The 25,762-nt window shown below is 28.3% G+C and carries 26 protein-coding genes; 11 read left to right on the forward strand and 15 right to left on the reverse strand.

Going from position 1 to position 25,762, the window contains the following annotated elements; genetic code table 11:
* Positions 1–68 precede the first annotated feature (68 nt).
* On the forward strand, positions 69–1,364 hold the full coding sequence (locus tag CRV03_RS10105; RefSeq protein ID WP_129085015.1) for a (Fe-S)-binding protein: 1,296 nt from the start codon (positions 69–71) through the stop codon (positions 1,362–1,364).
* Positions 1,364–2,182, forward strand: coding sequence for a prolipoprotein diacylglyceryl transferase (lgt, locus tag CRV03_RS10110; RefSeq protein WP_129085016.1), 819 nt, complete (start codon positions 1,364–1,366; stop codon positions 2,180–2,182). Before CRV03_RS10105 ends, lgt begins: the two co-directional genes overlap by 1 nt.
* On the opposite strand, the gene CRV03_RS10115 is transcribed toward lgt, so the two are convergent.
* The 5 genes from CRV03_RS10115 to polA form a co-directional block, all read right to left on the reverse strand.
* Positions 2,175–3,461, reverse strand: a complete 1,287-nt coding sequence (locus CRV03_RS10115; RefSeq protein ID WP_129085017.1) for a hybrid sensor histidine kinase/response regulator — start codon at positions 3,459–3,461, stop codon at positions 2,175–2,177. The two genes, lgt and CRV03_RS10115, sit on opposite strands and share 8 nt — an antisense overlap.
* Positions 3,439–3,699, reverse strand: a complete 261-nt coding sequence (locus tag CRV03_RS10120) for a DUF2116 family Zn-ribbon domain-containing protein (RefSeq protein WP_114839111.1) — start codon at positions 3,697–3,699, stop codon at positions 3,439–3,441. Before CRV03_RS10120 ends, CRV03_RS10115 begins: the two co-directional genes overlap by 23 nt.
* Positions 3,699–3,902 carry a hypothetical protein gene (locus CRV03_RS10125; protein ID WP_129085018.1) on the reverse strand — a complete coding sequence of 68 codons (204 nt, stop codon included), beginning with the start codon at positions 3,900–3,902 and terminating at the stop codon, positions 3,699–3,701. The genes CRV03_RS10120 and CRV03_RS10125 overlap by 1 nt, the downstream gene beginning before the upstream one ends.
* Positions 3,903–3,921: 19 nt before the next feature.
* Positions 3,922–4,620: a response regulator transcription factor gene (locus tag CRV03_RS10130; RefSeq protein WP_129085019.1), complete on the reverse strand. Its 699-nt coding sequence runs from the start codon at positions 4,618–4,620 to the stop codon at positions 3,922–3,924.
* Positions 4,621–4,724: 104 nt separating this feature from the next.
* Positions 4,725–7,427 carry a DNA polymerase I gene (gene polA, locus CRV03_RS10135; RefSeq protein WP_129085020.1) on the reverse strand — a complete coding sequence of 901 codons (2,703 nt, stop codon included), beginning with the start codon at positions 7,425–7,427 and terminating at the stop codon, positions 4,725–4,727.
* Between the two features lie 101 nt (positions 7,428–7,528).
* Between polA and CRV03_RS10140 the strand changes: the two genes are divergently transcribed.
* Genes CRV03_RS10140 through CRV03_RS10150 form a run of 3 tightly spaced genes read left to right on the forward strand, consistent with a single transcriptional unit; the run spans position 7,529 to position 11,127 of the window.
* Entirely contained in the window at positions 7,529–9,031 is a 1,503-nt protein-coding gene (locus CRV03_RS10140) for a PAS domain-containing sensor histidine kinase (RefSeq protein WP_129085021.1), read from the forward strand.
* Entirely contained in the window at positions 9,028–9,753 is a 726-nt protein-coding gene (gene kdsB, locus CRV03_RS10145; RefSeq protein ID WP_129085022.1) for a 3-deoxy-manno-octulosonate cytidylyltransferase, read from the forward strand. The genes CRV03_RS10140 and kdsB overlap by 4 nt, the downstream gene beginning before the upstream one ends.
* 57 nt (positions 9,754–9,810) lie before the next feature.
* Positions 9,811–11,127, forward strand: coding sequence for a diguanylate cyclase (locus tag CRV03_RS10150; RefSeq protein ID WP_129085023.1), 1,317 nt, complete (start codon positions 9,811–9,813; stop codon positions 11,125–11,127).
* Here the strand turns inward: CRV03_RS10150 and lptB are convergent.
* The 4 genes from lptB to CRV03_RS10170 are packed head-to-tail and all read right to left on the reverse strand — an operon-like array spanning position 11,124 to position 13,498.
* Positions 11,124–11,846, reverse strand: a complete 723-nt coding sequence (gene lptB, locus CRV03_RS10155) for an LPS export ABC transporter ATP-binding protein (protein WP_129085024.1) — start codon at positions 11,844–11,846, stop codon at positions 11,124–11,126. The two genes, CRV03_RS10150 and lptB, sit on opposite strands and share 4 nt — an antisense overlap.
* Positions 11,839–12,249 carry a tRNA (adenosine(37)-N6)-threonylcarbamoyltransferase complex ATPase subunit type 1 TsaE gene (tsaE, locus tag CRV03_RS10160; RefSeq protein WP_258239062.1) on the reverse strand — a complete coding sequence of 137 codons (411 nt, stop codon included), beginning with the start codon at positions 12,247–12,249 and terminating at the stop codon, positions 11,839–11,841. Before tsaE ends, lptB begins: the two co-directional genes overlap by 8 nt.
* Before the next feature lie 8 nt (positions 12,250–12,257).
* Positions 12,258–13,241 (reverse strand): anthranilate phosphoribosyltransferase, encoded by a 984-nt coding sequence (trpD, locus tag CRV03_RS10165; protein WP_129085026.1) that lies wholly within the window; start codon positions 13,239–13,241, stop codon positions 12,258–12,260.
* 5 nt (positions 13,242–13,246) lie between these two features.
* Positions 13,247–13,498, reverse strand: a complete 252-nt coding sequence (locus tag CRV03_RS10170) for a S4 domain-containing protein (protein WP_129085027.1) — start codon at positions 13,496–13,498, stop codon at positions 13,247–13,249.
* 147 nt (positions 13,499–13,645) lie between these two features.
* Here CRV03_RS10170 and CRV03_RS10175 point away from each other — a divergent pair, with 147 nt between their 5' ends.
* Both CRV03_RS10175 and CRV03_RS10180 read left to right on the forward strand, forming a co-directional pair.
* On the forward strand, positions 13,646–14,893 hold the full coding sequence (locus CRV03_RS10175; RefSeq protein WP_129085028.1) for an argininosuccinate synthase: 1,248 nt from the start codon (positions 13,646–13,648) through the stop codon (positions 14,891–14,893).
* Positions 14,894–15,031: 138 nt separating this feature from the next.
* Positions 15,032–15,532, forward strand: coding sequence for a gamma carbonic anhydrase family protein (locus CRV03_RS10180; RefSeq protein WP_129085029.1), 501 nt, complete (start codon positions 15,032–15,034; stop codon positions 15,530–15,532).
* Between the two features lie 20 nt (positions 15,533–15,552).
* On the opposite strand, the gene CRV03_RS10185 is transcribed toward CRV03_RS10180, so the two are convergent.
* From CRV03_RS10185 to CRV03_RS10195, 3 genes are read right to left on the reverse strand one after another with little or no spacing between them, the layout of a single operon-like run.
* Positions 15,553–15,738, reverse strand: coding sequence for a hypothetical protein (locus tag CRV03_RS10185; protein ID WP_129085030.1), 186 nt, complete (start codon positions 15,736–15,738; stop codon positions 15,553–15,555).
* 11 nt (positions 15,739–15,749) lie between these two features.
* Positions 15,750–16,133, reverse strand: coding sequence for a response regulator (locus CRV03_RS10190; protein WP_129085031.1), 384 nt, complete (start codon positions 16,131–16,133; stop codon positions 15,750–15,752).
* Between the two features lie 53 nt (positions 16,134–16,186).
* The gene (locus CRV03_RS10195; RefSeq protein ID WP_129085032.1) at positions 16,187–16,933 is read right to left on the reverse strand and encodes a response regulator transcription factor; all 747 of its coding nucleotides are present in this window, start codon (positions 16,931–16,933) and stop codon (positions 16,187–16,189) included.
* A 64-nt stretch (positions 16,934–16,997) separates the two neighbouring features.
* Between CRV03_RS10195 and CRV03_RS10200 the strand changes: the two genes are divergently transcribed.
* Complete coding sequence (locus tag CRV03_RS10200) at positions 16,998–18,038, forward strand: PAS domain-containing sensor histidine kinase (RefSeq protein WP_129085033.1); 1,041 nt, start codon at positions 16,998–17,000, stop codon at positions 18,036–18,038.
* A gap of 20 nt (positions 18,039–18,058) precedes the next feature.
* Here CRV03_RS10200 and CRV03_RS10205 read toward each other — a convergent pair whose 3' ends face one another.
* The 3 genes from CRV03_RS10205 to recR form a co-directional block, all read right to left on the reverse strand.
* Complete coding sequence (locus tag CRV03_RS10205; protein ID WP_129085034.1) at positions 18,059–18,979, reverse strand: dUTP diphosphatase; 921 nt, start codon at positions 18,977–18,979, stop codon at positions 18,059–18,061.
* A 63-nt stretch (positions 18,980–19,042) separates the two neighbouring features.
* On the reverse strand, positions 19,043–19,219 hold the full coding sequence (locus tag CRV03_RS10210; RefSeq protein WP_129085035.1) for a uracil-DNA glycosylase: 177 nt from the start codon (positions 19,217–19,219) through the stop codon (positions 19,043–19,045).
* Position 19,220: 1 nt separating this feature from the next.
* On the reverse strand, positions 19,221–19,793 hold the full coding sequence (recR, locus tag CRV03_RS10215) for a recombination mediator RecR (protein ID WP_129085036.1): 573 nt from the start codon (positions 19,791–19,793) through the stop codon (positions 19,221–19,223).
* A 71-nt stretch (positions 19,794–19,864) separates the two neighbouring features.
* Here recR and dnaJ point away from each other — a divergent pair, with 71 nt between their 5' ends.
* The 3 genes from dnaJ (at position 19,865) to trpB (ending at position 25,749) form a co-directional block, all read left to right on the forward strand.
* Entirely contained in the window at positions 19,865–20,992 is a 1,128-nt protein-coding gene (gene dnaJ, locus CRV03_RS10220; protein WP_129085037.1) for a molecular chaperone DnaJ, read from the forward strand.
* A gap of 36 nt (positions 20,993–21,028) precedes the next feature.
* Positions 21,029–24,436 carry a transporter substrate-binding domain-containing protein gene (locus CRV03_RS10225; RefSeq protein ID WP_129085038.1) on the forward strand — a complete coding sequence of 1,136 codons (3,408 nt, stop codon included), beginning with the start codon at positions 21,029–21,031 and terminating at the stop codon, positions 24,434–24,436.
* 95 nt (positions 24,437–24,531) lie between these two features.
* Positions 24,532–25,749, forward strand: a complete 1,218-nt coding sequence (gene trpB / locus CRV03_RS10230; RefSeq protein WP_129085039.1) for a tryptophan synthase subunit beta — start codon at positions 24,532–24,534, stop codon at positions 25,747–25,749.
* Positions 25,750–25,762 lie beyond the last annotated feature (13 nt).

The following is a 25,762-nucleotide window of genomic DNA, read 5'->3' on the forward strand; positions in this document are numbered from 1 at the left end:
TTTTATAGTATAATCCCCACAATTTAATAAATATAATATATTTTAAACTAATAACTAAGGTTATAAAAGTGGCTATGGAAAAATTTGATTACACTGCTATTTCAGACGATTGTGTGAAGTGTGGTAAATGTAAACCTGTATGTACTATTTTTAATATTAACCAAGATGAAGCAACATCACCTAGGGGTTTTATTGATTTATTGGGTGCATATAAAAGAGATGAATTAGAACTTGATAAAAATGCAAAAGACATTTTTGAGTCATGTTTCTTATGTACGAACTGTGTTGAAGTTTGTCCAAATGACTTACCAACTGATATGATTATCGAACAAGTTAGAAGTGATATTGCTCAAAAATATGGAATAGCTTGGTATAAAAGACTATTCTTCTTCCTTTTAAGACATAGAAAAACTATGGACTTTTTATCAAAACTTGGATGGATGTTCCAAACATGTGCTTTAAAAATAAATGAAAAGAAAAAATCAGCACTTCCTAGATTTTCTTTACCTATTGTAAAAAAAGATAGAGCTTTACCTTATGCTGATTCTAAATCATTTTTAAATAAGTATCCAGAGACTATCTTTGCAAAACATAAAAAACAAGTAGAAGAGAAAAAAAATAAAGTTGCTATTTTTATTGGTTGTATGAGTAACTACACATATACAAAAACTGGTGATTCTTTAGTAAAAATTCTTAAAAAACTTGAACTTGATATTTTTATTCCTAAGAAACAATTATGCTGTGGTGCACCTGCATACTTTACAGGAGCATTTGATACAGTAGATTTCTTAGTAAAACATAATATTGAATATTTTGAGTCTTGGATTGATGATGTTGATGCTATTATTATTCCTGAAGCTACATGTTCTGCCATGATAAATCAAGATTGGGAACACTATTTACATGACCAACCTGAATGGAAAGAAAGAGCAGCTAAAATATCTAAAAAAGTATTTATGGCTACAAAATGGCTTGAGAATAATACTGAATTAAAAGATATCTTAGCTAAGTCTGATAAGAAAATGGATGAGTTAGTTACTTACCATGATCCATGTCATGCTAAAAAAATGCAAGGTGTATGGCAAGAACCAAGAAATCTATTAAAACAAAACTATAATCTACAAGAGATGAGTGATTCTAATAGATGTTGTGGATTTGGTGGAGTTACTATGCAAACTGAAAAATATGACTTTGCAAAAGCAGCAGGACTTCCAAAAGCAGCAATGATTAAAGATACGAAAGCACAAATTGTAAGTGCTGAATGTTCTGCCTGTAGAATGCAAATAACAAACTCTTTACATCAAGCTGATGTTGATGTTGAGTTTAAAAACCCAATTGAACTTATAGCAGAAGCTTTAGACTAATGGATTTTTGGCAAAATATATATTCTCATTTTGACCCTGTTGCAGTAAGTTTAGGTTCTATTGATGTACATTGGTATGGAATTATGTATGCCCTTGCCCTACTTTCTGCAATCTTTGTAGCAAAATGGCTTATTAAAAAAGATAAACTACCTATTTCATCAGACCTTTTTGACTCATATATTTGGTGGGTTGAAATAGGAGTTATTTTAGGAGCTAGATTAGGCTATATTATATTTTATGACCCTAATTCTATGTATTATTTAACTCATCCGTGGCAAATATTTAATCCTTTTATAAATGGAGAGTTTACTGGTATTTCTGGAATGAGTTACCATGGAGCCTTTATTGGATTCTTAATTGCTTCAATTCTTTTTTGTAAAAAGAACAAAGTATCTTTTTGGTTCTTAGCTGATATTGCTGTACTTGGTATTAGTGCAGGATATGTATTTGGAAGAATCGGGAATTTCTTTAATCAAGAGTTAGTAGGAAGAGTTACTGATGTTTCTTGGGCTATTAATGTAAATGGTGTATTAAGACACCCTTCTCAGCTTTATGAAGCAGTATTAGAAGGTTTATTAATCTTTGCTATTCTTTACTACTTTAGAAATAAAAAAAGCTTTGATGGTCAATTAGCTATCATGTATGGAGTTTTATACTCTATTGCAAGAATTATTGCAGAAATTTTTAGACAACCGGATGTTCAATTAGGATTTATTTATAGTGACTGGTTAACAATGGGAATGCTAATCTCAGGTATTTTTGCAGTTTTAAGTTTAAGTGTTTTACTTGTAATAGATAAAAAAAGAAAGACTACCTAACGGTAATCTTTCCATACTGCTTCTCATAAGCCTCAATTAAATCTTCTAAATCAGCAATTTTCTTTCTATATTCATCAATATAACTTTGTAAAGTTTTTATTGCTTCTTGCGACTTCTCTATTTTTTCTGTAATTAAAGCATTTTTCTTTTTGAAACTATTGTATTTCTCTAAAGAGATTACAGCTGTTTTATGAAGTTTTTCTACTTTTTCTTGATATGCTTTTTGCATATTGTCTAGTTTATCATTAGACTCTTTATATTTTCTCTCTAAAGATAGGATTCTACCTTTATCATCACTATGTTTTTCTCTAAGGCTTTTAATCTGCTCATTAAGACCTTGGATAAACTTAGCCATCTTTTCATCAGTTTCCATCTTTGCAGCATGTACAGCATCTTGAAACTCTTCTTGTAGCTGCTTTTCATGTTTTACTTTTTGAGACTTCTGATGCATGATATATTTTTTAAGTTTATGTCTTTCTTCTTCTTGCTCTGTAATTAAAAATCTACTTCCAACGTATTTTTCAATATTACCTTCATTGTCTAAAATAGGGAAAACTGTAGCCTGTACATAATAAGTACTGCCATCTTTTGCTCTATTTTTAATTTTACCCTTCCATGTCTCTTTATTTTGGATTGTTTCCCAAAGCTCTTTATAAACTTCTTTTGAGATATCAGGGTGTCTTACTATACTATGTGGTTTACCAATAAGCTCTTCTCTTGAGTATCCAGAAACCTCACAGAAAATATCATTTGCATAAGTTATGATACCTTTTAAATCTGTTTCAGAAACTAAATTTTCTTTATCTAAAATATCTTTATAGATAACAAGCTCATTTCTTTGTTTTTCTACAACTTTTTTATTTGCAATGTCATCAAGTATTTTATGCATTATTTTAAGTGTAGTATTCAACTGCATAGGTTTTACAATATAGTCTGTGATTTTTAATTTGATAGTTTTTATTAACTGATTAATATCATTAAAAACTGTGAAAATAAGAACTGGTATCTCGGGGTCTTCTTCTCTTACATGAGATAAAAATCCTATGCCATCAAGATTAGGCATATCAATATCAGTTATGATTAAATCAACTTCAGATTTATGAGTAAGGAAGAGGTCTAACCCTTCCTTCCCATCACTTCCAACTAAAACTTTTTTAAAAACCTTCTCAAGAGTTGATAAAGTATCTTTTCTTATTTGTTCATCTGGTTCTAAAAATAATAGTGTTGATTCATTTAAGATAGTGTCAGAAAACTGACTAATTTGACTCGATGTATCCATATTCTATTGCCAATTCTTCAATTTTCTTTTGCAATAGATCAATTCTCCAGCCATGTCTATTTCCAAAGTTTTCAATCTCTACTTCTCTTTGTTCAGGAGTACAAAAAACAAAAATTCTTTTTAAAAATGGTTTTGGTACCTGTATTGCAATTAATTGAAAATAGTTCTCTTTACAGCTTCTTGAACAAAAAGCCTTACTCATAGCAATCTTTTTACCACAGTATGGACAATGTGACATTAGTATCTTCTCCCCTCTTCTTTAGGTATTATTTTATAAAATTTAGCATTGGTTACGTCTTGTAAATATTTTGGTTCAACATCATGTAAAGCAATTATTTCAATCTCTTTACCATCCATCAACCAAGCCTTATCTGTATCAATAATAACTTCGTCTTCAAATAATTGAACTAATTCACTTTTTGATAATATTTGTTCTTCCATATTTTACTTCATTAAAAATTTATTCTTTAAATTCTAATGTATAACCTTTATTAGAATGGTTTCTAACAATTTCATAATAAGTTTTTTGTCTAATTTTATTTACAATGTTTCTCATTGTATAAATAGACATATTTTTACCTTTCCAAACAACTTCTTTAATTGTATCATAATCTACAACCTCTCCTCTTTTAGAGATAAGAAGTTTCATGAATCCTTTTTCTAATCTAGTGAAGTCAACCAAACTTCCACCTGATTTAAAGAATTGGTCTCTATATTCATCAAAGTAGATTCCATTGTTGAACTCTACTTTATCACCTCTTTTTGTTTGGTTTAAACACATAATAACAGAAAGTTTAATATCTTCTGGTCTTAAAGGTTTTGTTAAAAAAGTATACGCACTATTATTTATTGCTGTAACAATATCTTCATTACTTCCTCTGTCAGAAATAACTACTTTTGGTAAAGTTGGAGCAACCTTAGTAATCCCAGAACAAGCATCATCAAAATCTTTTGCTTCAACATTTGTATCAATAATAGCCATATCAAAACTATGACCTCTTAGTAATTCAATTGCTTCCGCAGAACTTTTAACCAGCACCAATTCTTTAAAGTACTCATCAAATTCAGCTTCGATACTATTTTGTACTTCACTATCATTACTTATTACTAGTAGTTTAGCATTATATAGTTTTCTTATATTTTTTAAAGTTTTAAGCATAATATCACTCTTTACTTAATGATTTTTTTACATTTTATCTAAAATATTTCAAATTGTCAAAGAAAAATTATTAAAAAATAAATTTATTATACACTATTTGAATACTATTTTAACTCTTGCCATGTATTACCAATAGTTTTTGATACTTTTAATGGTATCTTTAACTCATAAATATTTTCCATTATTTCTACTAGTTTATTCGTTATTTTCTCAACCTCTGATTCTTTTACTTCAAAAATAAGTTCATCATGGATTTGTAATAACATTTTTATATCTTCGTTATCTTTAAACTCTTCATATATTTTAAGCATCGAAAGTTTGATTAAATCTGCAGCACTTCCTTGGAAAAGTGTATTTACTGATTCTCTTAAATATGCTGCTCTCATCATTGCATTTGCAGAGTCAAAATCAAAAAGTCTTCTTCTTTTTAATAGTGTTTCAACATAACCTTCTTCTAAAGCACCATCTTCAACTGATTTAAAATAGTCTTTTACACTAACAAAGGCTTTAAAATATGATTCAATATACTGCTTTGCTTCTTTAGTTGATATTCCTAAAGTATCAGCAAGTTTTCTACTTCCCATTCCGTATAAAAGTCCAAAGTTAATTGATTTTGCAATTGACCTTTTCTCTTTAGCTTCCTCTTCACCAAAAATTTTAACTGCTGTTTGGTGGTGAATATCTTTATCATCATTAAAAGCAGATACTAAAGCTTCATCTTCACTAAAGTGTGCAAGTAGTCTTAACTCTATTTGAGAGTAATCAATTCCCACTAACTTATATCCATCTTTTGGAATAAATACACTTCTAATCTCTGCTCCAGCTGGTGTTCTAACTGGAATATTTTGTAAGTTTGGATTTTTAGAACTTAATCTTCCTGTTGCTGTTCCTGTTTGTAAAAATGATGTATAAATTCTATTTTCATCATCTTTTAAAGCTAACTCTAAAAGTGGCTCAATATATGTTGATTGTAGTTTAAATGCTTCTCTATACTCTAAAATTAAAGGAATAACAGCATGCTCTTCATATAGTTTTTGTAATACAACTTCATTTGTACTATAACCACTTTTTGTCTTTTTAGAAGGAGGAAGTCCTAAAGTATCAAAAAGTACTTCACCAAGCTGTTTTGGTGAATTTATATTAAACTCAACACCAGCTGTTTCATAAATTTTTGATTTTAACTCTATTATGTGAGCATTACTTTTTTCTTTTAGTTCTTCAAGTTTTTTAACATCAAGTTTGATACCATTTTCTTCCATATTTGCAAGAACATAAATAAAGTCGAACTCTTTTTCATGGGCTAATTCAACTAAATGCTCAATTTCCTTCTCTTTAAACTCATCAAGTAGTTTAAAATAGATATTTCTAGTAAATACTGCATCTTCTGCTGCATATTTACAAGCTTCATTAATATCTACATTTGAGAAGTTTTCTCCTCTTTTTACAATACTTTTAAAGCTAATCATTTCATGGTCAAAATATTTTTGCGCAAGAGCATCAAGACCAATTTTTGAACTTGTATCTAAAAGCCAAGCTAAAATCATAGTGTCAGCATAAAGGTTTAGTTCTACTCCTAATTGATTTTTTACTATTGCAAAATCATATTTGAAGTTTTGTAATACAAGTTTTCTTTTATTTAAAATCTCAATTGCTTGTTTTGAAACTTCCTTTGAAACTTGATTAGGAACACCTAAATAATAATGTCCTACAGGAACGTAATAACCTTTTCCTTCTTCAAAAGAGAAAGAGAATCCTACTAAAGAAGCATTTCTTACATCTAAGTCAGTTGTTTCAGTATCAAAAGCAACAATAGCAATCTCTGGAATTGATGAAACTACTTCTAAAAGTTTTTTCTCATCATTTAATAAAATGTACTCTGTTTTTAGCTCTTGCTTAACTTCAACAGGTTTTTCTTCATATCCTTTTGGAATAGAAGTTTTATAGCTTAAACCATCTTTTTCAACTTTAGAAATAATTCTATTTAAATCATATTCAATTAAAGTATCTGCTATTTTTAAAATAGGATTCTCTTGAGGTAAAACATACTTTTCAATATCTTCAATAGCATGACACTCTGTATAAAGTGTTACAAGCTTTTTTGACACGTATGCTAAGTCTTTTCCTTCTGTTAATAGATTTTTCCATCTTGTTTTTTCAATATTCTCAAGGTTTTCATAAATATTGTCTAAGTTATCAAACTGTTTAATTAAAGCTTCTGCTGTTTTAGCTCCAACACCTTTTACTCCTGGAACATTATCGGCACTATCCCCTAATAAAGATTGATAGTCTGTAAATTGTGCTGGTGTTACACCATATTTATCAAAACATTTTTGCGCATCTACTACTGATTTTTTTATTGGGTCAAATAAGTAAACATTATCGTCAATTAATTGATATAAATCTTTATCATGAGAAACAACTCTTACTTCAAGGTTTTTCTCTTTTGCATCTTTTGCAATTGAAGCAATAACATCATCGGCTTCATAACCATCTTCCATAGCAGTTTGAAAGCCCATTTGTTCAATCCACTCAATTGCAATAGGAAGTTGTTTTAATAAGTCTTCTGGAACATCTGGTCTATGAGATTTATACTCTTCATATATCTCTTTTCTAAAAGTATCTCCTTTTGCATCAAGGGCAAATACTAAGTAGTCTGTTTGAAAATCTCTTCCTATATTTGATATAAAGTTCATAAAACCTGTTAAAAGACCTGTTGGAAAACCACTTTTTGATTTTAAAGGTGGTAATGCATAATAAGCTCTAAATAAAAATCCAAATGTATCAATTACTGTGATTGTTTTTTTCATAAAATGTTTCTCTCAAAATTATATTTTTTAAATAAAGTTCTCTTGTTTAAAGATTTTATATTATAATAAAAAGAACTGAAACTAAGGTTTATTTACGGATAATGAAAGAGATAGAAAAACTTCAAAGAAATAATCAAGAATTACAAGAGATTATAAATAACTCTTGGGATGGTATCGGAATTATAGATTATGACACAAACTTAGTCTATTTAAATAATGCCTTTATTCCCATGCTTGGATTTGACAAAAATGAACTAAAAAATAGACCCTTTATTGACCTAATGGAAGAAGAATATAAAAAGCCTTTTTTAAAGCTTTTAAAAAAAGAGTTTAAAGAAAATAAGTACAAAGCTGAAATTGATATTGCTTGCTTAAGAAAAGACAAACAAAAAATATTTTTAAAAGTAACTATCTCTTCTATGTTAAATAGAGACCTTTTTGTAATAAATACAAAAGATATTACAAGTAGTATCTCTGATGAACAAATTGTTGATGACTTCGTACTTTCAATGCATACTGATTTACATGGACATATTACAAAAGTTAGTAAGGCTTTCTTAGAGTTTTTCACTTTTGAAAAAGATGCTTTAATAGGAGAACATTATAGTAAAATAATCCATGAAGACATAGACCCTATTGTTTTTAAAAACATTAATAAATCACTACTTACTTATCAAGAATACAGTGGAAAAATCAAGGGTAAAAATAGTTTAAATGAAGCTATCTGGTTAAATATAAAAGCAAAAGCAATATTCAATAAATATGGGGATATTACAGGGTATACTTATCTTTTATTTGACATTACAAATGAGGTTACATCAAAAGATGAGATTTCAATATTAAATAAACAAGTAGAAACCTCTAAAAAAGAGATTGATATAAAAAACAATCTACTTAAAGAGCAATCTAAACTATCAATTATGAATGAAACTCTGCAAAGATTGTCTCATGAATGGAGACAACCACTAAACTTTATTTCAATACAAGCACAAAAGCTAGAACTTGAATACTCTATGGGCAATGAACCTTCAACGGATGATACACTAAATGTACTTGATAATATTAAAGAAGAAGCAAATAATCTATCAAATACAATAGAGAAGTTTTCTGAGTTTTTAAAACCAAGTAGTAAAAAAACACAAATAGAGCTTCAAAGCTTTTTTGATAAAATCAATGATTCACTTAAAGAAGAACTAAAAGACTCTAAAGTCCAACTAAATATTAAACTAAATAATAAGCTATCGTTTTTATCTTATGAAGAAGATTTCAAAACACTATTTTTAAATATTTTAAAAAACTCAATTGAAAACTTTGAGAAAAATAGTATAAGTAATAGAAAAGTTGATATTATTCAAAGTTTTGAAAATGGAAGATTATATTTTAATATTACTGATAATGCAGGTGGAATAGAAACTTCAATTTTAAATAAAATATTTGAGCCATACTTTTCAACAAAGACTGAAAGAAATGGTGTTGGCTTGGGATTATATGTATGTAAAATGATTGTAAACTTACATTTAGATGGTATAATTACAGCCACAAGTGAAAATAAAAATACAATAATAAAAATTTCAATACCCATAGAAGAGGATTTAATTAAATGATTATAATACCAGCAAGACTAAATTCAAGTAGATTTGAAAACAAAATATTAGTAGATATTTTAGGCTTACCAATGGTTATAAGAACTGCAAAACAAGTTAGTTCATTAGATAAAGTAGTAATTGCAACAGATTCACAAGAAGTTATTGATTTAGCAAAAGAGCATGGTTTTGATGCTGTTATGACATCAAGTGAGCACCAAAGTGGTACAGATAGAATAAATGAAGCTGTAAATAAATTAAATTTAGCAGAAGATGAAATAGTTGTAAATGTACAAGCTGATGAACCTTTTATAGAAGAAGATGTTATAAAAGCAGTTATTAATAGAGTAGAAAAAGTAAGAGAAAATGATGAAGATATTATGATAACATCATGCTATAAAAAAATATCTTCTGAGTTAGCAGATGACCCAAATCATGTAAAAGTAGTTTTAAATGAAACTAAAAATGCTATTTACTTTTCAAGAGCTAAAGTTCCATATCACAGAGACCATTATGAAAACTCTCAATACTATGGACATTTAGGTATTTATGGATTTACTAAAAAATCTTTAAACAAATTTTGTAGCCTTAACCCTTCTACTTTAGAAAATGTAGAGAAACTAGAGCAGCTAAGAGCTATTGATAATGGTCATAAAATAGCAATGGTTGAAGTTGAGTCAAAATCTTTTGGTATTGATACTCAAGAAGACCTAGAAAATGCACTTAAAATATTTGATAAGTAAAACTTGCTATAATGTAACACAATTATATAAATTTTATTAAATTTAAAGGCACTATTTATGAATAAAGAAATTTTAAAAGATATTAATGTTTTATATGTTGAAGATGAAGATGATGTAAGAGAGTTTACAAGTAAAACAATTAGTACTATAGTAAATAGTGTAGAAACTGCTAGAAATGGAAAAGAAGGTCTTGAAAAGTTTCAGGAAAATAAAGAGATTAATCTAATTTTGACAGATATTAATATGCCTAAAATGGGTGGTTTAGAGATGTGTGCTGAAATTAGAAAAATCGATAATGAAGTTCCTATTGTAATAACAAGTGCCCATAGTGATCCAGACTTTCTTAAAAAAGCAATTGATGTAAAAGTAAGTGCTTATGCTATGAAACCAATAGATTTATATCATTTAATAGAAAGTATGATTAAAGCTGTTGAGCCAATTTTTTTAAGAAAGAAACTTGAATATATAAACTTAACTTTAGAGAATAAAGTAGAAGAAGCAGTAAAACAGACTAAATCTATCCTTGATGCACAGGATAACATGGTTATTTTAACAGACCTAGCAAATCCAATTGATGCAAATAAAAAGTTCTTTGAATATTTCCAAGTAAGTAATCTAGAAGAGTTTTTAGTTAAACATAATTCTATTTTAGATGTATTTAAAAGAGATAATAACCTTTTAAACAAAGATATCTTTGAAGACTCAAAAAACTGGATAAGTAAACTTTCTGAGTTAAATGAAATAGATAGAACAGTAAAAATTGAAAATAAAGATGGTGAAGATAGAGTTTTTACTATCAATATAGATGATTATGAGCAAAAAGGGGAACACTATGTTATCTCTTTTACTGATATTACTGAATTAAAAGAGAAATCAAATCTTTTAGAATATCAAGCAAACCATGACCAGCTTACAGGTCTATTTAATAGACAAAAATTTAATGAAATCTTTAAAAAAGAGATAAAAAGAGAAAAGAGATATAACAATAATTTATCTCTAATTATTTTTGATATTGATAACTTTAAAAACTTCAATGATGACTTTGGTCATAATGTTGGAGATGAAGTTTTAAAAATCATTTCAAAAGTTCTTTTAGAAAATATTAGAGAGCATGATTCAGTTGCTAGATGGGGTGGAGAAGAGTTTTTAGTACTACTGCCTCAAACAGATGAATTAGGTGCGAGAAATGTTGCTGAAAAAATTAGAAAAGCAATAGAAAGCTATAAAAGAGATGATATTCCAAGACAAATAACTGCTAGTTTTGGTGTAACAAGATTTAAAGAAGATGACAATGAAACTTCTGTTCTAAAAAAAGCAGATGATGCTTTATATAAAGCTAAAAAAGAAGGTAAAAACAGAGTTGAAGTTTTTTAAAAACTAAAACTCTCTCCTAGATAGTGTTCTCTTACACTACCATCACTTTTGATATCTTCAGCCTTACCAGAAGCTAATAAAGACCCATTTTTCATAACATAAGCTCTATGACAGATTTGTAGAGTTTCTCTTACATTATGGTCTGTTATTAAAATACCAATACCAAATTTAGTAAGCTCATTGATAATCTCTTGAATATCTTTTACAGCAATAGGGTCAACCCCTGCAAAAGGTTCATCAAGAAGTAAAAACTTTGGTTTTGATACTAAAGCTCTAGCAATCTCTGTTCTTCTTCTCTCTCCACCAGATAAAGAGATACCTTTTCTTTGTCTAATTGGTTCAATATTAAATACTTCAAGTAAATCTTCTACTCTTTTTCTTTGTTCATCTTTATCTTTTGTGATAATTTCTGCTGCAAGTAAAAGGTTATCTTCAACACTTAAATCTTTAAAAATAGATGATTCTTGTGGTAAGTACCCTATTCCTTTTAATGCTCTTTTGTGTAAAGGCAGTTTTGTAATCTCTTCATCATCAAAAAATACCTTTCCACTAGTTGGTGCTACTAATCCACAAACCGTATAAAAAGTAGTAGTTTTTCCTGCACCATTTGGTCCAAGTAAACCTACGATTTCACCTGCATTTACTTCTAGTGAGATTCCATGTAATATTTGTGTTTTTTTGATACTCTTTTTAATATCTTCAATTCTTAATTTACTCATTTATAATATATTGCCTTTTATCATCTTCTTTTTTTATATTTAATACTAGTACTTCAAAGCCATATGATTTTAATAGTTTTTCTAAACGTTCATCACCCCACTCTACAAAGTGAATTCCAGCTTTTTCAAACTCTTCTAATAAGCCTAAAGAGATAAAATCTTCTAAACTTTTATTATAAACATCATAATGAAAAACTTTGTCTGAATAAATGGATTGTAAAGAAAAAGTTGGTGAAGTTACTTCATCATCTAAACCTAAATCTTTTACAAAATGTTTTACAAAGGTAGTTTTACCACTTGCTAAGTCTCCCCTTAAAATAACAACACAGTCATTATTCTTCTTAGAAGTTAAAGAAGAGACTTTTTTTACTATTTTATCAATTTCATCTAAAGCTAAAATCAATATTCTACCTAGTTTAATTTTGAAGATACATCAATAATTTGTTCTAGTTTAGTTTTTGCTTTTCCACTTTGAATAGCTTCTTTTGCAATCTCTAAACCATCTTGTATATCCCTTGCTTTTCCATCAACTTCTAATGCTGCAGCGGCATTGATTAAAACAATATCAAGCATAGGTCCATCAATTTTATTTGATAAAATATCCCTTGTTATTTGTGCATTTTGTTTTGCATCTCCACCTACAATTGACTCTTTTGGAGCTAACTTTAATCCATAAGCCTGAGGGTCAATTTCAAAGTCTTCAATTTTTCCATTTTCTAATCTTGTTGCATATGTAATATCAGAAATAGAGATTTCATCCATTCCATCTTTTGATGAAACTACAATAGACTTTTTAGTTTCAAGTAAATCTAAAGCTGTTGCAATTCTATTGATATAAGATTTATCAAAAACACCAATTAACTGTTTTGATACAGTTGCAGGATTTGATAATGGTCCTAAAATATTAAAAATAGTTCTATGGTCAATTGATTTTCTAATTGGCATTATATATTTCATTGCAGGATGATGATTTTGTGCAAACATAAAACAAAAACCTGTTTCTTCTAGCATTTTTGCAGTATTATCTAAAGATAAATTTAGATTAATACCTAACTCTTCTAACATATCAGCACTACCACTTTTACTTGTAACACTTCTATTTCCATGTTTTGCAACATATGAATCAGTACCAGCTAAAAGAATTGAAACTGTACTTGAGATATTAAAGCTATAACTTTTATCTCCACCTGTTCCTACAATATCAATAGCTTTTTCTTTTAATTCATAATGTAAAGGAAGAGGAATTAAATGCTCTCTCATAGCACTTGCAGCACCAGCGATTTCTGCTGCTGTTTCACCTCTTTCATATAGTTCTATTAAATACTCTCTTACTTCTTCTTGTGGTAATCTGTTTTCAAAAATATCATCAAATTTTAATTTTGCCATATTAAACATATCCATTATCCTTGCAATCTTTTTACGTATTCATCCATCTTTGATTTTGGAGTAGATTTTGTTGTTGGTATTTGAAGAACTTCGAATTTATCAGTTCTTTCAAGATATTTTATTTCAATAATATCCCCAACTTTTACCTCTTTTGCTTTTTTAACAGCTTGCCCATTTATAAACACTACTTTATGTTCAAGCATATCTTCTGCAACTGCTCTTCTTTTTGTTATATTAACTGCATTTAAATATTTATCAATTCTCATAGTATGGATTATATCTAAAGAGTACTAAAATAAACAGAATAGAAATAGATATTTTCAAAGATTTTATCTTAATTAATTAAACAGAATTATATTTAATTTTAGATATTATATATGCCTTGAAATTATGATGATTATAGGATAAGTTAAATGAATAAAAAAGATGTAAAAAAAGTTGTATTAGCATATAGTGGTGGGCTAGATACATCAACTATTTTAAAATGGCTTCAAGATGAGTATAATGCAGAAGTTATTACATTCACTGCTGACTTAGGACAAGGTGAAGAAGTAGAACCTGCAAGAGAAAAAGCTTTAGCTTGTGGAATTAAACCAGAAAATATTTTTATCTTAGATATAAAAGAAGAGTTTGTTAAAGAGTATGTATTCCCAATGTTTAGAGCAAATGCAATCTATGAAGGTGAATATTTATTAGGTACTTCAATTGCTAGACCACTTATTGCTAAAAAGCAAATTGAAATTGCAAATAAAATGGGTGCAGATGCTGTATCTCATGGTGCAACAGGAAAAGGTAATGACCAAGTTAGATTTGAGCTTGGATACTTAGGGTTAAACCCAGATATTACTGTAATTGCTCCATGGAGAGAATGGGATCTTAACTCAAGAGAGAAATTATTAGCTTATGCAAAACAACATGGAATTGAAATTGATAAAAAACATATTGATGCAGAAGGTAATCCTGTAATTTCTCCATACTCTATGGATGCAAATCTTTTACATATTTCTTATGAAGGTTTATCTTTAGAAGATCCAAATGCAGAGCCAAGTGAAGATATGTGGTTATGGACAAATTCACCAGAAGAAGCTCCTGATGAAGCAGAATATATCACAATCTCATATAAAAATGGAGACCCAATTGCAATCAATGGTGAAGAAATGTCACCAGCAACTATCTTAGAAACTTTAAATAACTATGGAAACAAACATGGTATTGGAAGAATAGATATTGTTGAAAATAGATATGTTGGAATGAAAGCAAGAGGTTGTTATGAAACTCCAGGTGGAACAATTATGTTAAAAGCTCATAGAGCAATTGAATCTATTACTTTAGATAGAGAAGCTGCTCACTTAAAAGATGAGTTAATGCCTAAATATGCTAAGTTAATTTACCAAGGTTACTGGTTCTCTCCTGAAAGAGAAATGATGCAAGCAGCAATTGACAAAACACAAGAAAATGTAGAGGGAACTGTTAAGTTAAAACTTTACAAAGGAAATGTTATTGTTGTAGGAAGAGATTCTGAAAAATCTTTATTCTCTGAAGCACACTCAACTTTTGAAGAAGACGAAGTATATAACCAAAAAGATGCAGAAGGGTTTATTAGACTTAATGCACTTAGATTTATCATTTCTGGTGAAAACAAAAAATACTATCACTTATAAAATATAAAAAAGTCAAGTTAATCCTTGACTTTTTTACCCCTACTATTTAAAATCCTCAGCTTTTCAATAAAAACCCTTGCTATTTTCATATTGCACTAGTTATAATTTATCTTTAAATATAAGACTAGGGAGAATTATATGTTATTAAAATTTAAAGGACACTATCCAAAAATTGCACCAACTGCTTGGGTTGCAAGTAGTGCTGATGTAATAGGAAAAGTTGAAATAGGAGAAAACTCTTCTATCTGGTTTGGTTGTGTTTTAAGAGGTGATGTAAATAGTATCAAAATCGGTAACAATACAAATGTTCAAGACTTATCAATGATTCATATGGATACAGATTCTCAGACTATTTTAGGTGATAATGTAACTATTGGACATAAAGTAATGCTTCATGGCTGTACTATTGAAGATAACTGTTTAATTGGTATGAGTGCAACTATTTTAGACCATGCAGTAATTGGAGAAGGAAGTATTGTAGGAGCAAATTCACTTGTAACAGCAGGGAAAAAATTTCCACCAAAAAGTTTAATTATGGGAAGTCCAGCAAAAGTAGTTAAACAATTAACAGATGAAGACGTTGAAAAGCTTATAAAGCACGCAGGACATTATGTAGAATATAAAAATGACTACTGTTAAAATTAGAGTATTTTAATACTCTAGTTTTGTTTACAAAAACTTCTTACTTCGTATTCTCCAGTTCTAAAATTAAGAACTTTCTCTTTTTTATATTTTAATCCTAAAGATTGACACTCTTCTTTTGTAACTGTTTCATTACCTGCACAAGAAATGAAAAATAATGAAAGAAAAACAAAAGATACTATCATTAAAAATAGCTTTTTCATTTAGACTCCTTTTACATCGAATCTAATACCTTCATACTACAGTTAAGTAAATCTTTCATATCAAAAGGTTTTGCTATGCATTTACTAACACCTAAACTTTTAATTTTTTCGATTATATCTAAATCAACAGCCGAAGTAATAATACATGGAATAGTAGGATTTATATCCCTTATCTCTTTTAACATTGATATTCCATCTTTTAGAGGCATATTTATATCTGTGATAATTAAATCTACTTTTTCACTAGTAAACTTTTCGAGACCTTCTTTTCCATTTTCTGCGATTACTACATTGAAGATATAGTTCAAACAAACTTCAACATTTGATCTTACAATAGTCTCGTCTTCTACATATAAAATAGTATAATCTTTATAATTTTCTGATGTATTTAACATGATACACCTCCACTATAAAAATTATACTAATAAATAGTACTACAAAGGTATCATTATTTTAAATTTATTCGATATCCAAAGCCATAAACATTTTCTAAATCTAGTTCAGGGACTTTTTTTCTAAGTCTAGAGATAATATTTTTAAGATTAGAGATATTTGGGTTCTTCTCTTCGTCTTCTGACCAAAGAATAGTTAGTAGTTCTTCAATTGTATGAGTCTTTTCACTGTACTTTAAAAGTACTTCAATTAAAAGTATCTCTTTTTTTGTAAGTTTGATACTTTTGTCATCTTTTAATAATTGTTTTGTTTCTTTATTCCAAGAAAGATTATCATTTATTTTTAAAATGGTACTAGAAATATTTTCATCTTTATTACTTTTTTCATATAACTCTTTTAGTTTTGTATATAAAACATGTACAAAAGAGTCATAGTTTAATGGTTTTGTAATAAAATGAGAAATACCTATATTTACAAGTTCTAATAAATAGTTTGATTCGCTATGAGCAGATAGTATTATTAGTAATTGCTCCTTATTTATATCATAAACTTCTCTTGTAAGTTCTATACCATCTTTATTTGGCATTTTTATATCACTGATTACAACATCATAGTATGAATTTGTACTTTTATAATACTCTTTATACTTTTCAATTGCTTCTTCACCATCAAAAGCAACATCTACTTTTGGGAAAATCAGTTCTAGCAATTCACTTGTTTCTTTTATAATATCTTTATCATCTTCTACAAAAAGAACACTTTTATCTTTTGCATATTTTTCTAAAAGAATATAATCAACCATTTTAGCTCCTAAAAAGTGTTATTAAATTATACTATAAAGATATTTTATTTTAATTAGGACAGCAATGAATGACAATCATTTTGAATGCTTTTTCAATAATACTATAGAAGGTATTTTAATTATAGAAAATGGTTTTATAGTAAATATTAACCAAGCTATGATTGATATCTTAAAATACAACAATAAAGATGAAATTATTGGAAACCTTGCAACGGGTATATTAATCCCAACAATTAATCATAAATACCTCGAATACAACAATGCAACCTTTGAAGAAGTTTCTTTAATAACAAAAGAAGGTGAAATAATTCCTGCAATAATAAGAATCAAAGATATCAAAGAAAATAATAACACTTATAAAATGGTTTTTATTCAAGATTTAACAGATTTAAAAGAGAAAGAGAGTCTATTAATAGAGCAATCAAGAATGGCAGCAATGGGTGAAATGATTTCAATGATTGCACACCAATGGAGACAACCTTTAAGCTCAATAGGAACTGCTGTTTCCAATCTAAAACTTCGTATTAATATGAAAAATTATGATGAAACAACATTTAATAAAAAGTTGGACGATGTAGAAAACTATTTAGAGTATATGTCTACAACAATTGATGACTTTAGAAACTTCTTTAAAAAAGATAGAGATAAAGAGCTTACAAATATTCCATATATAACAAATATTGCCGTTGAAATGTTATATGAAGCCTTTGAAAAAAACAGTGTTAAAATAGAGAATAAAAATAGTATTAAACTTGACAATATCTTTTTATATAAAAATGAACTTCTTCAAGTAATCATTAATATTTTAACAAATGCAAAAGATGCTTTTAATGATAAGCAAAACCAAGGTGATAATAAAATAGTAATAGAATATAAAGAGTCAAAGAAAGTTCAAAAAATTATAATAAGTGATAATGCTGGAGGAATACCAGAAAATATCATTGATAAAGTATTTGATCCATATTTCTCTACAAAAGATAATAAAAATGGAACAGGTATTGGATTATATATGTGTAAAACTATTATTGAAAAACATTTTCAAGGTAAGATAAAAGTATCAAATAAAAAAGATGGTGCTTGTTTTGAGATAACTATTTCAAAGTAAAGAGAAGACTCTTTACTTTGTTAGTTTGAAGGATAGTTTTCTTCTAGTTTAGAATATAATTCATCGAAACTTACATTTTCCATATTCTCTAATACAGAAACCATGATAACATTATCTTCGCTACCATTCCATGTTTTAATATAAGTTCCCTCTTTATAACCATGGTCTTGTCTAAATTTATTTAAACAGTTTTTACCAATATAAAGTTTTTGTAACCAAGTAAAAGAAAGTCCAGAGATTTTACAACATCTAAAGAACTGGTCAATAAATCTTTCTATTCCACCAAAAGATGGGATATTTCCAGTCTCAATTGCTAAGGCAATATATGATAATTTCTCTGCTTCTTTTACCATTGCTTTTACATCAATATCTTCTGATGCTTCATAGATACAATGTGTGTTTACTAAAGAAACAGCTCTTGGTACATTTGTTTCTTGTAAAATATAAGACATTAAGAAATGCCAAATATCAACTAGCTCTACATGAATATTATTCATATCTGGTTCAGAGTTGATATTTTTCCAGTGTTTCCATGGAGTTGAATCAATTAATTCAGCAACTTCCATATGAATACATCTAAGCCAATTAATCTCTTTTCCAAACTTATTTCTTCCTAATTCCCAGTTTTTACCATTTGTAGAGTCATTTAACTCTTTTTGTAATAAAAACATCTCTTCTAACTTGTAAGGGAATGATGATGCTTCCTCTAATAGTTCTGCTAGAGGTAAACACTCTTCTACTAAACTATCTAACGATTTATTATTTGGTAAGTCTCTATCACCTTTTAATAAGTGAATAATTAATGATACTGTGTAAGGAACTTCATCTTTTTCTTCCCACTCTAAAATATCTGAAGGTGTAACCCCAATATATTGAACAAAATCTTCAATAGAAAGGAAACCAAGAGACTTAATACTATCTTTCAAATCTTTGTATAACAATTATAACTCCTAAACTAAATAAACTTAGATTATACTCTAAAATAACTTACAAAAAATCTTGTACTATTTTTGAGGATTTTTCAACTGAAAAAACGAACAAGGTAAGCCACTACTATTCTTTACTACTACAGAAGGAATAATTTTAGACTTAAAGCCGTAAGCTTTGCAACCATGGGGTTTACTTTGTTGCCATGTAACAAAATAGTGAATACATTTTTGACATACTATTCTATCAGTCATTTTAAATATCTACCCTACTTTGTATTGCTTTTGCTAAAGACAACATATCAACATTTTCTAAACTAACACCTGTTGGTACACCTTGTGCAATTTTAGAGAATGTAATATTAAAATCTTTTAGTTTATCTTCAATATATAACATAAATGCATCATTTGATAAAGATGGGGTTATTGCAAAAAGAGCTTCTCTTATTACGTTATCTTTTACAAAATTAAGTAATCTATCTAAACTTTCACTCTCTAACTCTTCAATAACAAAATATAAGCCATCAAATTGTTTTGAATCTTCAATTAAAAAGATATCTTTAGCACTTTGTACAATACAAACCTTCGATGAGTCTCTTCTATCATCTAAACAAATCTCACAAATCTCATGTTCACTCATTGAGCCACATTTTACGCATCTTTTAATACTTTTTAATGCACTTTCTATGCTGTGAGCTATTTTAATACCACTGTAGTGATCATTCATTGTGACATGATAAGCTAGTCTTAATGCAGATTTTTTACCAATAGTTGGTAAAGACTCAAAGGCTTCAACTAAATTATAAAACTTTTCTAAACCTTTTTTCATGTATTTATTATATCAAAGATTAATGGTATTTTAGATAAAATCGCGAAAAATATATATTTAGGAGTTAGCAATTGACTGAAGTGGATTACTATGAATTATTAGAAGTTGCTAGAGATAGTGATAAAGGAACTATTAAAAAAGCCTATAGAAAAATGGCAATGAAGTATCATCCAGATAAAAACCCTGATGATACAGAAGCAGAAGAGAGATTTAAAGCTGTAAATGAAGCCTATCAGGTACTAAGTGATGAAGAAAAAAGATCTATTTATGATAGATATGGAAAAGCTGGACTTGAAGGTCATGGACAAGGTGGAGGTTTCTCTGGTGGTTTTGATGATTTAAGTTCAATTTTTGAAGAGATGTTTGGAGGTTCTGGATTCGGAGGCTTCGGCGGTGGTTCAAGAAGACAGAGAAAAACATATAACTATAACTTAGATATTGCAATTGAAGTAACAATTGAGTTTAATGAAGCAATCTTTGGATGCAAAAAAGATGTTGAGTTTAAATACAAAGATGCTTGTGGTGACTGTAAAGGAACTGGTGCAAAAAATGGTAAACTAAACACTTGTCCTCACTGTGATGGGCAAGGACAAGTTCATATGAGACAAGGTTTTATGACATTTGCTCAAACTTGTCCTCATTGTAATGGAACAGGTCAAGCAGTTACAAGTAAGTGTAATACTTGTAATGGAACTGGTTATGATGAGAAAAAAGAGACTTTTGAAGTAAATATTCCTGAAGGTGTAAATGATGGAAATAGAATCAGAGTTTCAAATAAAGGAAATATAGCACCAGATGGGACAAGAGGTGACTTATATTTACAAATTAAAGTAAATGAAGATTCACATTATGTAAGACATGATGATGATATCTATTTAGAAGTTCCAATTTTCTTTACTCAAGTAGCTTTAGGTGCAACAATTAAAATTCCAGGTCTTAGAGGAGAACTAGAATTAAAAGTTCCAGCAGGAACTAGAGATAAAGAACAATTCAAATTTAAAAATGAAGGTGTTAAATCAGTTCAAGGTTATGGACAAGGGGATTTAATTGTACAAATTAAAATCAACTATCCTGAGTCTTTAAATAGTGAACAAGAAGAGCTTTTAGAGAAACTTCAAGAGAGTTTCGGGGTTGAAAGTAAACCTCATGAATCAAACTTTGAAGGTATGTTTGAAAAAGTTAAAAAGTGGTTTTCTTAAAATCTTATTTGGTATAATTACCAAATAAGGTTTAAAATGAAACACATTATAAAATTATTTTTTATATTTATTTTTATCACTACTTCTTTATATAGTAGTGATAAAATAACTCTAACAAAAAAAGAAAAAGAGTTTATAAAAAAACACCCTCTTATTAAAGTTGGTGTAGAGACAAATTGGCCTCCTTTTGAGTTTGTTGAAGAAGGCCAATATAAAGGTCTTACAAAAGGCTATTTAGATATTATTAGTCAACAAACGGGTATAAAATTCCAATATATTATTGATGATAGCTGGTCTAATCTTCTTCAAAAAACACAAGCTAAAAAGATTGATTTACTCCCTATTCTAACAAAAACAAAACAAACAGAAAAATCTTTACTATTTACGCAAAAATATATTAGTATAAGAGAGTATCTATTTTCTAAAGAAATACAATATAACAATCTAAATGATTTGATAAACAAAACGATTGCAATTCCAAAGGATTATGCATACGAAACATATATAAAAGATAAATATCCAAATATTACTGTGCTTTCTGTAAATAATATGCTTGAAGCTATTGATGCAGTTGTTACAAATAAAGCAGAAGCTCTTATTGCTAATCCTGCAATTATAAGTTATCTAACAAAAAAACATAATATAACTGATATTCTCGCAAACTTTCCTCTAAGATATAATAAGAATGAAATGTTTATGGCAACAAGAAATGACTTTGGAATTTTAATTGATATCTTAAATAAAGTACTTAATAATATAAGTATTGAAGAGAAGCAAAGGCTTCATCATAAATGGGTATTTTCAAATAAAGTTGCAACTACTTCTAATATCATTTTTACAAATGAAGAAAAAGAGTTTTTAGCTGAAAAGAAAAAGGTTTATATTTCAAACGAATATGACTTTAGACCCTATGATTATAATGAAGATGGCGTTCCTAAAGGTTATATCGTTGATTATTTAAAACTTTTATCAAAAAAATTAAACCTTGAACCTGTATTTATTACAGATAAATGGTTTGAGTTAGAAAATAAAATTAAAAACAAAGAGATAGATATACTTCCTATGATTTCAGTAAATGAAAAAAGAAAAACATATCTACACTATACAAATAAAATTTTATCTCAAGAGTTAACTATTGTTACAAAAGCTTCTAAAACAGAAATTATAAATATTGATGATTTAGAAAATAGAAAAATTGGAATGATTCGAAGCTGGAATATTACAAATAAAATTAAAAGTAACTATCCAAATATCAAAGTTATTGAGTTTGACACCATTGAAGATATTTTAGAAGCAATCAAATTAAACTTTATAGAAGCAACAGTATTAAATGAATTATCTGCTAAGTATTATATCAATCAAAATAGATATGAAAACCATTTAAAAACAGTAGGTGGTGTGACAATTGATGGCTTTTATAAAGACTTATATATGGGAGTAAGAAAAGACCTACCCTTACTTAAAACTCTTTATAATAAAGCCCTTGGAAATGTAACAGCAGAAGAAGAAAAAGCATTAAAAGAGAAATGGCACAATAGCTCTAAAGCTCTAACCTTAACAGATAAAGAAAAAGAGTTCATACAAAACAATGTAATTAATATCTCTTTTACATCAAATTGGAGACCCTTTAGTTTTGTTAAGGACAATCAACCACAAGGGCTTGCTTACGACTACTGGAATCTTATTAGCAATAAAGTAAATCTAAAAACAAACTATATTTATGAAGATAATTTTACAACTGCTCTAAAAGAGATAAAAAATAAAAATAGAGATATTATACTTTTAACTTCAAATACAAAAGAAAGAGAAGAATACTCAATATTTAGTGATACTATCTTTAAAACACCTATTGGTATAGCAACAATAAAAGATGAAAACTATATTCCAGATGGTTCATACCTAGAAGGGAAAAAAGTAGCAGTAGGAAAATCTTATACAGCTCAAAAACTTTTATCAAAAATTTATCCTAAAATAGAGTTTGTTGAAACTAAAAATTTAAAAGAAGCCTTTGATTTATTGTCTGAGAACAAGGTATTTGCAGTAGTTGATAGTATGCCTGCTTTATCAGACCAAATTAAAGAGTTTGGATATACAAATATTAAAATTTCTGGTAGTACAAAAGTTATTTTTAATATGAAAATGCTGATTAGAGATGACTATGAGATTTTAAAGTCTATTGTTAACAAAGTACTTTTAACTATCTCAGAAGAAGAGAAAGAGAAAATAAAAAACAAATGGATTGACTTAGAGTATAAAGAGAATTTTAACTATTCATTAATCTGGAAAATAGTTTTAGGTTTTACTTTAGTACTTCTGTTTGTAATGTATAAAAACAGACAATTAGTAAGATTTCAAAAAGAGTTGAAAAAAACTAAAGATAATCTAGAAAACTCTTTAGAGAACTTTAGATTACTTCTAGATGTAAACATTGCTGGTATTTTAATTGTTAGAGATAATAAAATCAAGTATTTAAATGATGAACTATTAAATATCCTAGAACTTGACTCGAAAGAGCTTCTTTTTGAAAAAAGTTTTGAAACATTATTTCCTAATCAAAATATAGAAAGCTTAATAAATGAAAATAAAGAAAATGATTCCTTTGAAATTGAATTAAATTATGACAATAAACTTACTATTCCTGTATTAGTAAAGCTAAAAGATATTATTTATGACAATAGAAAATCATATATTATTTCAATAATCGATTTAACAGATATAAAAAGCAAAGAAGAGCTTCTTTTACAGCAATCAAAAATGGCAAGTTTAGGAGAGATGATAGGAAATATTGCCCATCAATGGAGACAACCCCTTTCTACTATTTCAACGGCTGCTTCTGGCTTAAAAATACAAAAAGAGTTTGATACTTTATCTAATGAAATGCTTATAAATAGTCTTGATACAATAACTCGTACAACACAATTTTTATCACAAACAATCAATGATTTCCAAAACTATATAAAAGATGATAAAAAAAGAGTACCTTTTATTATCAATGATAGTTTTGAGAAAGTACTATCTATTTTGGATACATCTTTTATAAACCATAATATCGAAATAAAAAAAGAGATAGAAAATATAGAAATCAATAGTTATCAAAATGAATTAAATCAAGTTCTATTAAATATATTTGCTAATTCAAAAGATGCATTAAAAGAGATAAAAAATGATAAAGAAAAATATATATTTATAAAAGTATTTAAAAAGAATAACAATGCAATTATTGAGATTATTGATAATGGTGGAGGAATAAAAAAAGAGCTTTTAGAAAAAGTATTTGAACCTTATTTTACAACTAAACATAAATCCCAAGGAACAGGATTAGGATTATATATGACTCATAAAATCATTACTGAAAGTATGAAGGGTAAAATCCAAATTGAGAATTGTAAATATGCAGGTTTTAATAACTGCACAAAGGTTACAATCTTACTTCCTATTGAGTAAAACTCCTTAAGTAGCCTTATATAAAGGGCTATTTAAAAAAATATAAATATAATAATCGAAATAAAAATATAAGTTCATTACACACACGAAGGAAAATAATGTCAAATTATTTAGAGAATACACCAGATGAAAATGGTTATTTTGGAAGATTTGGAGGTTCTTTTATTCCTCCTGTTTTAGAAAAACCATTTGAAGATATAAAAGAAGCATATGAAAAAATCAAAAAAGACCCAAAATTTATTGAAGATTTAAAATATGTAAGAAAACATTACCAAGGAAGACCAACTCCAATTAGCTTTGCAAAAAACTTAAGTGATTATTGTGGCGGGGCAAAGATATATTTAAAAAGAGAAGATTTAAATCACTCAGGAGCACACAAACTAAATCACTGCATGGCTGAAGTGATTTTAGCTAAGCACATGGGATACAAAAAAGTTATAGCTGAAACAGGAGCTGGTCAACATGGTGTTGCACTGGCAACTGCTGCTGCTTATTTTGGATTAGAATGTGAAATTCATATGGGTGAAGTAGATATTGCAAAAGAGCATCCAAATGTTGTAAGAATGAGAATTCTTGGAGCAAATGTAATTCCTGCAACTCATGGATTAAAAACTTTAAAAGAGGCAGTTGATTCAGCCTTTGAATCATATATTAATCAAGCGGACACTGCTATTTACTGTATTGGTTCAGTTGTTGGTCCACACCCTTTTCCTATGATGGTAAGAGATTTCCAAAGTATTATTGGAATAGAGTCACGAGAGCAGTTCTTTGAACATGAAGATAACTTACCTAATAATGTTGTTGCTTGTGTTGGTGGTGGTTCAAATGCAATGGGAATCTTTTCAGGCTTTATTGATGATAAAGAAGTAAACCTTTATGGAGTTGAGCCAATGGGTAAAGGTGAGAAAATAGGTGAACACTCTGCAACTTTAACTTATGGAGAAGAAGGTGTAATGCACGGATTTAATTCTATTATGCTAAAAGATGAAAATGGAGAACCTGCTGCTGTTCATTCTATTGGTTCGGGAATTGACTACCCATCAGTTGGACCAGAGCATGCCCACTTAAAAGATATAGGAAGAACTAAAGTTGGTCTTTGTAATGATGAAGAAGCGGTGGATGCATTTTATAAACTTTCTCAACTTGAAGGTATTATTCCAGCATTAGAATCAGCTCATGCAGTTGGCTTTGCAATGAAACTTGCAAGTGAACTAACAAAAGATGAAACTATTTTAGTTAGTTTAAGTGGTAGAGGAGACAAAGATATTGATTTTGTTGTGGAAAACTACCCTATTCCAAACGCAAAATTTTAATAAGTCATAAAAG

The sequence above is a fragment of the Arcobacter sp. F155 genome, assembly GCF_004116455.1.
GTDB lineage: Bacteria > Campylobacterota > Campylobacteria > Campylobacterales > Arcobacteraceae > Halarcobacter.